Source organism: Desulfocicer niacini (assembly GCF_054657595.1).
The window spans coordinates 1-14,048 of the sequence record NZ_BAAHYK010000032.1 but is presented as its reverse complement, the minus strand read 5'-3'; the positions used below and the strand labels follow the sequence as shown (position 1 = coordinate 14,048).

Here is a 14,048-nt window from a genome sequence, read left to right as displayed (position 1 = left end):
GTACAACCCGAAAAACAAAGAAAAAGACATGCAGGCGGGTACGTTTTTTTGGGGTGGAATCGTCTTAAATAACCGGCCGGAAAAAATCCGGCCGGTTCAATGAAATATGGCTTTAAAGGGTCAGTTCCAGACCTGCCCAGACATAACGGCTGGGGCCCAGCTTGGAACCGTGGATGGCATACTCCTCATCTGTCAGGTTATGGATGGCCAGTTTTAAATTGATGCCTTCCTTGTACCGAAGGCTTGCGGCCACATCCAATACTGTATAATCGTCAACCACGATGGAGTTACCGGACATGTTGTCCGTATACAATGTCTCGTCACTGTACCGGAGATCCAGGGAGGTACACAGGCTGAAAAGATCGTTGAGAGCATGGTGGGTGGTGATTCCGGCATTGGCCTGGTAAAGGGGCACGTTGTCCAGTCGGCCATATCCTTTTTCAACGGAATGGGTGTAAGTGGTGTTAAGGTGAAGCCCCAGCCAATCCGTAATATGACCTGATATACCTGCTTCAAACCCGTCGGTTTCCACTTCATCCAAATTTTCATAACGCATGACCCCCATGCTGATGGGGTTGGAAATTAAATTTTCGGCTTTGGAATAAAATGCGGTAAAACTAAATTCCAGGTTACAGGGCAGGCTGATGGTTGTGCCAAGGTCATAGGACCAGATTTCCTCCGGTTCCAGATCAGGATTGGACTCAAAGGGAATACCTGGAATCATCATCCAGGTGGGGGTATAAAGTTCGTTGAGGTTGGGCGCTCGGAAGGCTTTGCCCACGGAGCCCCTGAAGCTTATCGTGTTGTTGAGCCGGTAGAACAAGCCCAGTTTTGGAGAGAATGCATTTTCAGACTCGGAATTGATATCATATCGGCAGCCCAGGGTGGCGATGAAATTGTCAGTCACATTGATTTCATCCTGCAGATAACCGGCCACATTGCTCATATTCTCGTCCATGGTCCGGTCAATGATTGTGCCGTCTTCTTCGGTATTTTCCCAGAAACCCTGCATGAAACTATAATCCACGCCTGTGGTGAATATGTGTCTTTGGCCCAAGGCTTTGGTTCCTTTGAGCTGGATGCCTGTGTCCCGGCCCCAGTGCTCAATATCGCCGACCAGATACAGATACGGCGAAACATCGCTGCTGCCTCCCATGCCCATACTTGAACCCATGCCGCCCATGCCGCCCATACCGGTGCTGCCGGAAGAAACATAATCGGGATTATTCACAATATGCTCCCGCAGTGAATCGGTTTCGTCGTGGTTGCTGTAAATTCGCATTTCCAGATTCAGGTCGTTCAGAATTCGGGTTGTGCCTGACAGGTTCAGGAAATAAAAATCATGGCGGCTGTCCCCCAGATCCCGGGTAACCGGCTGGTAATCGCTCATCCCATTGGCAGACTCATTGCGGGCAAAGTTGCCGGAAAAACACAGGGAGGAGACATCGTTCATTTTATAGTCGAAACGGCCAAATAATTTTTTGGTATCAAATTCCCCGTCGGTGATTTTTTCGTATTTTTTGGTAAATTTACCTGATCTGTATGAGTATGACAGGTTGTCGTCCCGCCGGTACTGGTTGTCAAAGTACTGCCAGGCCGCATCCAGGTTAAAGGAAAGCTTGCCTTTTTTGCCCAGAACCGAAGTTCCGCCCTCTGCGAATCCGTATTGACCGCCGTATCCCCTGACATTGGTTTCAATGCCATCCTTTTTTCTTTGGCGGGAGATGATGTTTATGACACCGCCCATGGCGTTACTGCCGTATAGGGAAGAGAAAGATCCCTTGACTACTTCAACCTGCTCCACGGAAAACAGATCGGTGCGAAGGGGGTAGGCAAATCCGGTAAGAGCTGAATTCAAGGGCACCCCGTCCATCATAAGCAGGGAGCGCTTTCCGCCTCCGATACCGCGAATATTGGTGGTGAACCACCAGCTTTGAGAGCTTGATCCTCGGTTGTCCAGCCCCGGGAGACCCCGGAGGGCATTTTCCAGGGTGGTGGCTGTGGTTTTTTCAAGATCCTGCCGGGTGACCACCTCCACATCGGCATACAATTCATCCGCCGCCCTGGCCGAACGGGTGGCGGTAACAACAGTTTCTCCGAGATCTGTGCAGGTTTCAGTGTTCTCTTTTGCAGCATTTGCCGGCTGGGCCATACTCAGAAACAACCAGAGTAAACTCAGCATCAATAATCGGTTTTGAAAATTTTGTTTCATCATCTTTTTCATTCCAGTTCCGCTGATCACGTGGGTCCGGAATAAAAAAATCCCGAACCTATTAAAAAAATAGATCCGGGATGTCCCGATTTTATCCGCTGATCCGATTGGACGCGCCCTGCCACGGGTATACGTCCACTCATAAAGGTCATGGCAGGTCTTCTGACTTCCGGCTCATCCTTTTTACCTCGCCTTCCCATTCATTACAAACAGTGGCATCTTGAGGCAATTGTCCCCGGTTACAGCGGCGGGCCCGTCTCCGAATTTCACGGAGTTCCCTTTTAGGCTTTATTCAGCACCATTACCCGTAAATTAAATTACGATTACTCCTATAGTCAAAAAGCCACTTAAGTGTCAAGAGCGATTTCTCAAAAAGAATGCTGGATTCTTATTTGTGTGTATGTTTTTTGCAATTCTTGTAAATGGTAACCTGTTTTTGCCTTTGTTGGACGACGCTGATGAAAAGCGGATCTTCAGGCCATTTCTTTTCGTTTGTTGGTTATAATGTTATCTTGGCTATAAAGTTAGACATAACCTTCAAAACACTCGCTTGTGCCTCTATGTGTGGGGCATGCCCACAATTTTCGATCATCTCCGACTGGGCAAAACCGGAAGTTTTAGAGACAATGGATTTGACTTGATCTGCGGAGCCATATTGATCATTCATTCCTTGGAGTGCCAACAGTGGCGCCTCAATGCTTGGCAAAAGGTATTCAATGTTCCAGTATTTGAACCAGCCGGAAAGCCATGTGGCGGACCATGCTTTGAAAATTGTTTCTGTTTTGTCTCCGTGATATTTTATCAGTCCTTTCAGCTGTCCTTTCTCCCATGCCTCATCAGCCATCCTGATGCCGGCGATGGTTTTCGGCTCAACAAATACATGTGCTGCCTCCGTGATGATGCCTTTTAGGAGTGAAGGTTGCTCCGCGCCATAGATTAAACTGATGCTTCCCCCATCCGAATGCCCAATTAATATGAAAGGTGCGCCGGGAATTATTGCTTTTAAAAGTTTTGGGAGTTCTCTTAACGCATATTCATGCATGTAATGCACAGTATGAGCACGGTTCAAAGGAGAAGATTTTCCGTAGCCCAAACGATCATAGATCAGTCCGGAACAACCAGTGGCTTTACATAATAGTTCTGGAAAATCTTTCCACATAATCTCGCATCCCAGGCCTTCGTGCAGGAATACAAGATAGGGTTTGTCCCGGCCCCTGTGGATTAGTCTATAGCTGAGCGTGTGACTCTCATTCATTTTTAGCTTTGGCATGGATATCTCCTTGTGAGGTATTATGGTTCTGCCAAACGAATACTTCCGTGCAAAAATCTGAATATAAGGGAATTAAACCTTGTTAAGCAAGGGCTGTTTGATGTAAACGATTGATATCTCATAAAGGCGGAGCACCGAATAATCGGCTGTATTCACGCCTGAACTGCGAGGGGCTTTTGTAACCAACTTCGAATGTTTCGGTCAGTGCATCCAGGTTTTTTGTGAGCATCAACCTTCTGGCCTCGTTCAAACGCAATCGTTTTTGAAATTGCAGGAGGGCATTGAGGTCAACCCTTTTTACAGGATAAACTGACAGCGGCAAGCCGGGATTAAAATATTTGACATAATTCATTAGGTTGTGTGTGCAACCAAATATAATGTTTGATTATGATCACAATAAATCTTTGGCACATTTAAGCGGATTGGTCAATGGGCTGTTAAGCAATACGCTTGCAGCACGATTCAAATTAGCGAATATAGACATGACCGCTGAACAATGGGGCGCCATTCTTGTTTTATTGAATGCGGGAATGCAGCGGCCTGCCAGTCCGTCCTGCTACACATCATATCAAACCTGAATAATGGGGTTTAACAGGCAGGTATAAAAAAATGACCTGATAGTTGTATGCACAACATAAAGGAGGCAAAATGAATTTTAAATCAATGCTTGAAGATACAAAAGTATTTCTGGATCATTTGGGTTTGGACGAAGAACCTTTTGGTGTATATTACGATGACATCAAACCAGAAAAATCCTTTGGCCCTAAATCTGGAGTCCCCATCTCGCGTGAACTGGAAGATCAGGGGAAGGTGGATATGCAGGCCGTTTTTAAGACTTTTTCCTGCGTTATCGGTAATATCTGGCTGGCCAGAAAAAAACACTGCGCCGCCTATATATCCTCAGAAAATTACGGATGCCCCGGAGGTGTTTTTTACTGCTCCATGATGAAACCCAACCTCAGATTCATTGAGCATTATGTGACCACAGGGTTTGAAGGGACACCCATTCATGGAGAACGATACCTGCCTTCTCCCGAATCGATGAGGAAATTTCTTGACAAGGTGAATCCCCGCAACGCACCGGCAAAATATTGTATTTTCAAGCCATTATCTTTATTTGTGGACGATGAAAAACCGGAGTTTATCATTTTTTTTGCCCGGCCAGAAGTGCTGACCGGCCTTTTCACCCATACGACGTTTACCACGGGAGAGGTGGACAGTGTGATGTCCCCGTTTGGTGCAGGGTGCACCAATATTCTGTCTTGGCCGCTTCACTATCAAGAACAGGGAATGGAAAAAGCCGTACTCGGTGGTTTCGATCCTTCGGCAAGAAAATATTTAAAAACGGATGAGTTGACCTTCACGGTTCCCTTATCCCTGTATCAAAAAATGCTTAAGGCCATACCAGAATCCATGTTCAATGTCGGCAATGAGTGGGCAATCGTTCGTAAAAAGGTACGCCGTAGTGCAAAGGCCTGGGGAGAGGAGGATTAATTAGGCATTTGTTTGATTTTTATCTGTGAATTTCGCGTTATTTCGGCAAAAGAAGGCATCCTTCACATCCCCATAAAAATAGTTTACACTTTTTGGGGAGAAACACCTGAAAAATAAACTTGGACTCCAGAAAGTGTAAAGTCGCCGTGAAAGATGCCTATTTTTTATTCCCATCATCTGCGATCATGTACAAAGTGTACACTCTAAAAAGAGGAGAAAGCAAAATGACAAAATCAATCATTGTGGGGATTACCGGTGCCAGCGGCGTTATTTACGATATTCCCCTGCCCAAGGCTCTGTAGAACCTGGGAAGGAATTGGATTGTTTGGCTATTGAATACCAGTTGTTTGACTGGTGGACTGGCCTATAAAGGATCGACTGGAAGGGATCAGTTTTTCCCAGAGGTAGAGAAATAACCCCAAGGTGAAAAGCAACATGCCGATAAAATAATAATATTTCCCCGGATCATTTTTGATAATTACATGGATAAACTGTTTCCGATTCATCCCCCCGTCTGTTTTGGGGGCAAAATCCTTTAAATGAATGGAGATGGGAGAAAGATAGATGGGCTGGTTAAAATCAAGCAGGGCGGTTTTTTCTGTGTGACCATTTTTAATTGTCACCACTGCCTTGATATCAATGGCTCTTTTTTCCATGTGGGCGATGCGTTTTCCCTTATAATAGTATATGGAAAGCGTTTGCAGTGTAATGGTGCAGGCAGGGGAATCAATGGAGATGGATTTTCCCGGCAGTAGAATTTTGCCCATATGGGTTCCGGTGCATAGATAACTGATGAGATACCCCGAAAACATGATCAGCATGCTATAATGCATGATGTGAGGGGAGAGCCGCAATAAAAATCGAAATCTTGTCGGAAATGCATTGCGTTTTTTGATTAAGATGACCATGCGGTGGGTGGTGCATACAAAGGTGTTGATGGACAGGCATGAAAGCAGACCCACCAGAATGAAAAGCCAGGCGGTGTATTTTAGATAATATCTGCCGTAGGAACCGGCCCATTGGTAAAAACCTATGTCGTTGATGGGAGTAAAGAGTTCAGGATGATGTTTAAGTGGGGAATATCCGGCAAACAGGTCCACCATCATTAAAGCGATGATGACCAGGGTAAGGTTAATATGGCCCCAGAAATGCCAAATGCGGTGGTGTATTTTCAAAAGAATCCTCCCGGTAATCTAAATATGCCAAGTTCCGGCAGGCAGGTGGTGAAAAAAGTGCCAAATGCTCCTGCCAGAGCCAGGATGGCCCTGGGCCTGGGTCCATGCAATTGGGTTAGGTGAAGGTGAAGAAACAGGATATAATAGAGCCACATCGCCATGGTGCTTGTCAAAATGGGATCATCCCATATCACGGGGGAACCCCATCCCAGATAAGACCATATGGCACCGGAAAAAATGGACAATGTCCAGAAAAAAAATCCCCACATGGCAATGTGGATCATTTTTTTTGTGTCGGTTGAATCTTTTTGTCCGGTTAAGATCAAGAATGCAGTGACACCGGTCATTAAAAACAGGGCTTTTCCCATTACACCAAAGAGAAAGAAAAGATGCGAAAACGGCGTTTTAAACTGTAAAAATGGAAGATAGTAGTCATTGGGAAATAATAATGCCGTTGCCGCCAGACAGGATACCAATAATGGTTGAACCAGGTGGCCTTTCCGGGATAAAAGAGGGCGGATGTATAACAGGCCAACAATGCAGGGAATGAAATAGGAACCCTGGTAAAGGGGAAGCAGCGGGAAGGAAATGTAGTATCGTATTACCAGGGAGAGGGCATTACACAGACACCCCATGATCAAAAAGAGGACAGCACCGGTCTTGTAACGGCAGCTGATGAAAAACAGGCTGACGAAGTAACACATGGTTGCTGCCAGAAAACAGTCCTTAATTAATTCAGACATGATGATGTGCTCATGGCTCCCATTAATACAAAAAATCCACGAATATCAATCCGTGGATTTCCCTTTTTTATCCATGGAACCCATGGGGATAGCAGCACTCCCATGCGGCATTTCCCTGAAACAGTTTCATTGACCCCTTAAGATCCAATGATTGCCGATTAAAAATTTCATAATCCCTGTGTCATGCAATGGAGACTATCCATGGGATGAAGCCCATGAATTTAACGGCATATCGCAAAAACTGTTTTTTTTGTTTGCCAGGCAGGTCTTCTGACTTTCGGATCATTCTACTGACTGCGCCTTCCCGGAAGTATTTTCCAGTGACATATTGCAGCGTTCGTCCTCGATTACAGCGGCGGGCCCGTTTCCGAATTTCACGGAATTCCCTTTTGAGTAAAACACCTGAAAACTAATGCTTTGTCTACAAACCAATAACAAAAAAGTCAAGGATAAAAAAACTTTTCCGGAGCTGCTTCAAGGTCCGAGGGGAAACAATTTATGATATGTTTTATTGTTTTGAAGGGTGTGGGTACTTAACAATAAATATATTGACTAATTTAAAAAATAGTGATTAAGGTTACTCCCGAAATCGTCTGGGTGCTTTTGCAAGCATAGGAAATTCAATGATTACCCTGCCATGGAGGGTAAATATTCGGTCCGCGCCCCATCGTTATCTGTTTTGGTCTGCTAACATAGACTTAGTATGTTACGCAACTTTCAACAGGTGAATATGAGGCTCGACCCAAACATTTACATGACTAAGCCGAATATTTACCATGGATGCATGGTGTTTTTATCTGGATTTTTGAACAGGAAACCCCGTTAAAATCGGGGACGGGCCCGCCGCTGTAATCCTTCTTTCCCATGGCGTTGACAGGGAAAAGCGTTTTTGGCATGGAGTGCCACTGCCCAAGGTTTTATGCGTTTTTTTTGATGTGTCTGAAATTATTTCAGGTATGAAAACGAATAAAACATCGGGTGGGAAGGCTGCTGAAGCGTAAGGAAAGTCAGAAGACCTGCCCAGACAAATGACGCTATTTCTCGTGGACAAAGAAATGGCGCAATAATCCCGCCGGATAAAAATGGGAAATCCCGGATTGTTGTTACGATTTGGGGGTTTGCCTGTTTTCGTGGTTTTTCTCACTTCCCCATATATGATTGAATGCCTGGCAATAGTGTTGTTGTTTTTTTTGATCCGCCACCATCAATCTCCGTAAATTTTACTTATTGTCCTTATAATTCTTTTAATAATTCTTTTAATTTTTTGTGAAGGGCGGGGAGGTGACATGGTGGGGAAATATCTTTGTGTGGTGGTTACTGTGGTAATGGTGTTGTTTTTTTATCAATTTGTGCCTGTTTCTATTGCATTGGATAGCACTGATGCCATTATCATTACGGCCCGGGACATTGAAGCCATGAACGTGAACACCATGTCCGATATATTAAACAGAGTGCCGGGTGTCAGGGCAGGGGATTCATCCGTTTCCATACATGGATCATCCAAGGTGAAGGTCTATGTAAATGGGAAACCACTTAACGATCCCACAGCCACCCACGGCGGTGTTTGCTGGGATATGGTGGTGCTGGATCACATTGAAAAAATTGAAATTTATAAAGGCAAGGGCGGTGTGTCCCACGGAAGTGATGCTGCAGGCGGCGTGATTCTCATTTCCACACGCAAGATCGCTAAATTTAAAGGGGCCGTTAAGACCCATGCGGGCAACAAAGGAGCATTTAACGCCAAAACAAACGCGACCAGCATTCTTGGACAACTGGGCATGGGGATCTCGGCGGAGTATAACACCAATGACGGATATAAGACGAATAATGATAAAGAGACCCATAGACTGGGGGGGCGACTTGAGTATTCCCCCCGGGAAGACATGGGCTTTATTGTTACCGCCGACTACATGAACGATGAACGCGGTTTGAGCGGATTACCCGACTTTCCCACTCCTTTTTCCCGCAAGGAGACGGATATTGCTATTTTTTCTCTATTTTCTTCATTTAAGTCCTTGACCGGAAAAACCTATCTCAGCCAGGGAGAGAAGCATAATACCGATATCAGCAAAAACTTGGATAAGACCATTGAAGTAAGAAAACTGGGCCAGGATATTAATTACGCCTTTCAATTAAATGAACAAAACAGCTTGAATTTTGGGGGTGCGTGTGAGCTGGGAACGGCAGTGGGATCAGATTTTTCCAGGAAACGTGAGTCCTCTTTTTCAGCGTTTTCCACCTGGTCCAGGGGGCTTGAATTTCTGCCGATGACCCTTTCAATGGGGCTTCGCGGCAGTTATAACTCGGAGTTTGATAATGCAGTAAATCCAGAAATAAAACTGATTTATAAAAAAGACAGGTATCAAATTTCTGCATCCTATGGCCGGGTTAATAATACCCCTTCCTTTTATCATAGATACAATGAAACCTCCTCGACCATCCCCAACCCTGATTTGACCATGGAAACTGCAAATAATTATGAGTTGGGATTCTCCATGGAAATGTCTCCATCATTTTCTTCTCATTTGACTTTGTTTTATAATCAACTAAAAGATAAAATTAGCTATGTTCGTGATGACGCAGGGATTGGACAATATCAGAATGTGGGGGAGGCGACCTACAAAGGGGTGGATTTTGGGATAAATTGTAATTCCTGGAAATGGCTGGGCATCAACGCATCATACACCTATCTTGAAGCAAAAGATGAAAATACAGGCTTGTGGCTCACAGCCAAGCCTGCCCATCGGGTTGATGTGAATTTTAATGTGACACCTATTGAAAAATTGTTTTTCAATTTGAATGTGCTTTACGCATCAAAGTGCTACACTAATAAAGCCAATACAAAAAGTGCTCCGCAATATCTCATTGCAAACATACGTGGAGAATATTTTTTTAAAAAATTCAGTCTTTTTTCCGAAATTGAAAATATTGCGGATACCACCTATTATTACGTGGATGGATTGCTGGCACCTCCCCTTTTGTGGATTGTGGGGCTGGAATATAAATTTTAATCAAGGTGCCTGCCCTCCTGTCATGCGCATATTCGACCGGATAATGTCGCTCTCGGAGAATTTAAGTCTTTTTGGGCTTGGTTCTAAGTTGGCCCACTTTGGCCAGCACCCATCAGATAATAGCCGTTGAGTATTTTGGATTTTATCATAATATCTATTTGCTAACTGTTTGGTGCATATCCAGTGGGCGAAGTTAGGACCAAGCCCTTCTTTTTTTGTCTTCTGTTAAAATTAATGATACAAAGAGTATTACTTATGGGTATACGTGCCGGGTAGAGATATCCCTCAATTGAGTCAGATCTGAGTTTTGTTAACCGCTTCGAACAGGAATTGCAATGACCACCAATCCGCTGCATTATTTGATGAATCCGTCTTCCATTGCCACCTTTGGCGCAAGCAATAATTTTATGAAAATGGGCACCATGCAGGCCTTGAGCATGATCAAGGATGGCTATAAGGGAAAGATCTTTCCCGTACACCCAGAGGAAAAACAGGTTTTAGGGAGAAAGGCGTATGCCAGTGTGGCAGACTTGCCTGAAACCCCGGATCTGGCTTTTCTGGTGGTTCCCGCAAGCCAGGTTATTCCCATTCTGAAGGCCTTAGGACAGAAGGGCACAAAGAGTGCCATCATCGTTACTGCAGGATTCGGTGAAACCGGCAGGGATGGCCAGAAGCTTCAGGACAGGCTCAACGAAATATGTGAGCAGTACGGCATCCGGTTTCTGGGTCCCAATTGCATGGGCATCATCAACAGCGATATTTCACTGAACACCACCATTGCCCCCTATCCCCGTGCCAAAGGTGCATTGGGATTGGCCTCCCAGAGCGGTACCTACGTGTCCCAGACCATCTCATATCTGGGAAAGCGGGGTATCAGATTCAGCAAGGCCGTCAGTGTGGGGAACAGCGCCAGCATTGATATCATCGACGTCCTCGAATACCTGGGGCAGGACGAGCAGACCCGGGCCATTGCACTTTACATCGAGAGCGTCAAAGACGTCAGGCGGTTTGTTGAGGTGGCCCGCAGGATTACTCCCCATAAGCCCGTGGTGGCCCAGTATGTGGGTGGCTCCGGTGCCGGGGCACGTTCGGCACTTAGCCATACGGGTTCCATGGCAGCACCTGATCATCTTTACGAGGGAATGTTCCGGCAGGCAGGGGTTATCCGGGTTCACTCCATTGAGGCGCTTTACGGATATGGAAATATGCTCGCCCTTCAGCCAGGGCTTGAGGGGCCACGTATCGGTATTTTGACCAATTCGGGTGGGCCCGGCTCGGCCATGGCCAATGAACTGGAAAAGGCGGGTCTATCCGTTCCCCAATTTTCACAGGAGCTTCAATCCAGGATCCGGCCCCTGATATACGGCCATGCTCCCTGCAATAATCCCGTGGATATGACCTTTCATCTGGATATTGATATTTTAACCCATGAGATTCCCTCCATAATTTTTGAAAGCGGAGAGGTGGATGGCCTTGTTATCCACGGTGCCATACGCAAAGGTTACCTGGCGGAAATATATGAACATGTGAAAGAGCATTTTGACAACGCCCCTGTTGAAGAAACCTTTTTAAAGGAATCTCCCCCCATTTCGCAGAAGACCCTTACCCTGGTGGCCGACCATGGGAAACCTGTGGGCCTTTCCAGTTTTTATGACCGGGATGATGATTATACAGCTGCTTATCAGGATCATGGGGTGCCTGTGTTCGACTCGCCGGAAAAGACTGCCGGTGCCATGGTGGTCCTTTACAAGCATTTTAAGGTGAGACAGCGTCTCCCCTGGCATCCTCCGACGATTCCCGTTCCATCTGCCGGAGCCTGTGAGCTGATCCAGCGCTGTCTTTCCGGAGGGCAGGGAAATCTGGACGAATATGATTCCAAACAGTTCCTGAAATCCTGGGGCCTGTCCGTGAATGAGGAGGTCCTGGTGCAGACCAGAGACGAGGCTGTGGCCGCCGCAAAAAGCATGGATTTTCCCTTGGTATTAAAAGCCTGTGCCCCTGAAATTCTCCATAAAAGCGGCAAGGGTCTTGTGGTGTTGAATGTTAATTCAACGGATGAAGTTGCCCAGGCCTATGATCGTATACAGGCGGCCCGGATGCAGGCGGTTGAGACATCGGAGACCGGAATGCAGGAAGTGATTGGGGACCAGGAGATCGGAGAACAGAAGGATGGGCGACAAAAGGTCCGGAGCAGTGACGTGTCTGTACTGGTCAGTCGGATGGTCAGGGGAGATCGGGAGTTTGTGGCCGGTATTGTGGATTGCAAGGACTTTGGTCCTTCGATTATGTTCGGACTTGGGGGGATTTTTACCGAAGCTTTGAACGATGCGGTATTCAGGCCTGCCCCGGTGAGTGTTGCAGATGCAGAAGAAATGATCCGGGAGATTCGGGCGGAAAAACTGCTCGGCCCTGTCAGGGGAATGCCGGCCGTGGATACTCAATCCCTGGCCAAAATGCTCTCCCGGTTGAGTTTGATTCCCCTGGCCCATCCTGAAATCCGGGAAATAGACATCAATCCCCTTATTGTGGAAGGGGCAGCACCGGTTGCCGTGGATGCCTTGGTGGTGTTAAGTAAGGCATCCATCATATGATCTTAAAAGTAGGTTACACTTTTTTGAAAGTTTATCCCCCAAATGGGGATATGGCTCTGTAAAGTGTAAAGCAGAAATGAAGCAAGCCGAAAGTATTTATTTAACCTTTGCAGTATCTATGAACACCAGAGGAAGTATTCTATGAAACGATCAGAGATGTACTATGCAGAGCCGATTTATCGACCACCCAGTGAACATTCCTCACTTCTTATACAGGCAACCGTAGGCTGTTCGGCTGCAGCAGCTGGAAAATGCCACTTCTGTAATTCAAATATTTTTAAGAAAATGTATCCTGAGAAGCGGTTCAGAATACGTCCGACAGATGAGATTCTGGAGGATATCACCATAGCCGGCAACCTATATGGTCCTCGGGTGGAGAAGATATTTTTTCTTGATTCCAATGCCATGATTATGAAGACTCAAGAACTATTGACGATTACCCGGAAATGCTATGCGCTTTTTCCCATGCTGAAGCAGGTCGCCTGTTATAGTTGCGCTGGCGATATTTTAAGAAAAAGTCCCCGGGAATTAATTGAGTTGCGGGAGGCGGGTCTCAACTTGGTCTATATTGGCCTTGAAAGCGGAGATCAGAAAATTTTGGACCTTATTAATAAAGGAACAACCGTTGTAAAACAGATAGACGCCGTGCTCAAGGCCAAGCAAGCGGGGTTGCGTACCTCTGTTTCTGTTATTTTAGGCCTTGGAGGGCAAGCCTTTTCAGAACAGCATGCCATAAAAACGGGTGAGGCGGTTACCGCTATGAACCCTGACTATCTGGCCGCGTTGACTCTTATGATCGATCCGGGCACTGTTCTTGACGAAATGGTCAAGAAAAAGACATTTAAACCTATAACAGATCCTCTTGTTTTTTTAAAAGAGCTGCAGCTTATTATTTTAAATACGAATGCGCCCGGACCGGTGGTATTTCGATCCAACCATGTCTCAAATTATCTTCAACTACGTGGTAATCTTCCTGCGGATAAAGTGCAAATGCTCAACTATATTCAAGACACCATGGCGCATCCGGAAAGACTCAGTTCAAGACCATATAGGTGATGCTCACCCATGGACTACTGCATCGTCAAAGCCAACACAAACATTTAGATTCTTATTTCTGATTTTCGTGTTGTTTTGGCAAAAGAATCAGAAAGCCTCATTGGTTCCGGCTTGTCCAGGTTAGGGTTCGGTATTCTGAACAGCCAAGGTATCACTGCAGGTTTCACAGACTGTAACCCTAAACGTAAGTGATGACAAATTTGTGTCAATAATGTTCCTTGATGTGTAGCGTTACAATTTCATGATGGGAACTACAATAAGGTTTTATGACTGGCAGGCACGGCGTGAATAATATGAACACAATGAGCAAAGCTGTAAAAAAATAGCCCTACTTGGCAAGACGGGCCAGTAAGGCTATTTTTAATTTTTGGGTGGTTAAATACCGGATAAAAAACAATCATGTTCTATATAACTGCCACGGGCAGACCTCATTCTGATCTCGGTTTGCCCACAACTAAGCATGAAAGAGTGTTAGGCTTATCTACTCTCTCTTATA

At 45.7% G+C, this 14,048-nt stretch carries 9 protein-coding genes and 3 riboswitches; of the genes, 4 read left to right on the top strand and 5 right to left on the bottom strand.

Annotated features, from left to right (window positions below; all coding sequences use genetic code 11):
* Positions 1-112 precede the first annotated feature (112 nt).
* The 3 genes from ACYQ2M_RS16745 to ACYQ2M_RS16735 all read right to left on the bottom strand — a co-directional run bounded on the left by ACYQ2M_RS16745 (position 113) and on the right by ACYQ2M_RS16735 (position 3,834).
* Positions 113-2,215: a TonB-dependent receptor plug domain-containing protein gene (locus ACYQ2M_RS16745; protein ID WP_459917514.1), complete on the bottom strand. Its 2,103-nt coding sequence runs from the start codon at positions 2,213-2,215 to the stop codon at positions 113-115.
* A 132-nt stretch (positions 2,216-2,347) separates the two neighbouring features.
* A riboswitch (cobalamin riboswitch) is annotated at positions 2,348-2,530 on the bottom strand.
* A 181-nt stretch (positions 2,531-2,711) separates the two neighbouring features.
* Positions 2,712-3,482: an alpha/beta fold hydrolase gene (locus tag ACYQ2M_RS16740; protein WP_459917513.1), complete on the bottom strand. Its 771-nt coding sequence runs from the start codon at positions 3,480-3,482 to the stop codon at positions 2,712-2,714.
* 118 nt (positions 3,483-3,600) lie between these two features.
* Positions 3,601-3,834: a helix-turn-helix domain-containing protein gene (locus tag ACYQ2M_RS16735; protein ID WP_459917512.1), complete on the bottom strand. Its 234-nt coding sequence runs from the start codon at positions 3,832-3,834 to the stop codon at positions 3,601-3,603.
* A 296-nt stretch (positions 3,835-4,130) separates the two neighbouring features.
* On the opposite strand from ACYQ2M_RS16735, the gene ACYQ2M_RS16730 reads away from it, so the two are divergent.
* Positions 4,131-4,976 carry a DUF169 domain-containing protein gene (locus ACYQ2M_RS16730; RefSeq protein ID WP_459917511.1) on the top strand — a complete coding sequence of 282 codons (846 nt, stop codon included), beginning with the start codon at positions 4,131-4,133 and terminating at the stop codon, positions 4,974-4,976.
* A 329-nt stretch (positions 4,977-5,305) separates the two neighbouring features.
* On the opposite strand, the gene ACYQ2M_RS16725 is transcribed toward ACYQ2M_RS16730, so the two are convergent.
* Together ACYQ2M_RS16725 and ccsA are read right to left on the bottom strand one after the other, a co-directional pair.
* Positions 5,306-6,151 carry a hypothetical protein gene (locus tag ACYQ2M_RS16725; protein ID WP_459917510.1) on the bottom strand — a complete coding sequence of 282 codons (846 nt, stop codon included), beginning with the start codon at positions 6,149-6,151 and terminating at the stop codon, positions 5,306-5,308.
* Entirely contained in the window at positions 6,148-6,894 is a 747-nt protein-coding gene (gene ccsA, locus ACYQ2M_RS16720; RefSeq protein ID WP_459917509.1) for a cytochrome c biogenesis protein CcsA, read from the bottom strand. The genes ACYQ2M_RS16725 and ccsA overlap by 4 nt, the downstream gene beginning before the upstream one ends.
* Positions 6,895-7,137: 243 nt before the next feature.
* A riboswitch (cobalamin riboswitch) is annotated at positions 7,138-7,315 on the bottom strand.
* Between the two features lie 361 nt (positions 7,316-7,676).
* A riboswitch (cobalamin riboswitch) is annotated at positions 7,677-7,932 on the top strand.
* Positions 7,933-8,180: 248 nt separating this feature from the next.
* On the opposite strand from ccsA, the gene ACYQ2M_RS16715 reads away from it, so the two are divergent.
* The 3 genes from ACYQ2M_RS16715 (at position 8,181) to ACYQ2M_RS16705 (ending at position 13,552) form a co-directional block, all read left to right on the top strand.
* On the top strand, positions 8,181-9,905 hold the full coding sequence (locus ACYQ2M_RS16715; RefSeq protein ID WP_459917508.1) for a TonB-dependent receptor plug domain-containing protein: 1,725 nt from the start codon (positions 8,181-8,183) through the stop codon (positions 9,903-9,905).
* 335 nt (positions 9,906-10,240) lie between these two features.
* Entirely contained in the window at positions 10,241-12,496 is a 2,256-nt protein-coding gene (locus tag ACYQ2M_RS16710; RefSeq protein ID WP_459917507.1) for an acetate--CoA ligase family protein, read from the top strand.
* Positions 12,497-12,637: 141 nt separating this feature from the next.
* Positions 12,638-13,552, top strand: coding sequence for a radical SAM protein (locus ACYQ2M_RS16705; protein WP_459917506.1), 915 nt, complete (start codon positions 12,638-12,640; stop codon positions 13,550-13,552).
* Positions 13,553-14,048 lie beyond the last annotated feature (496 nt).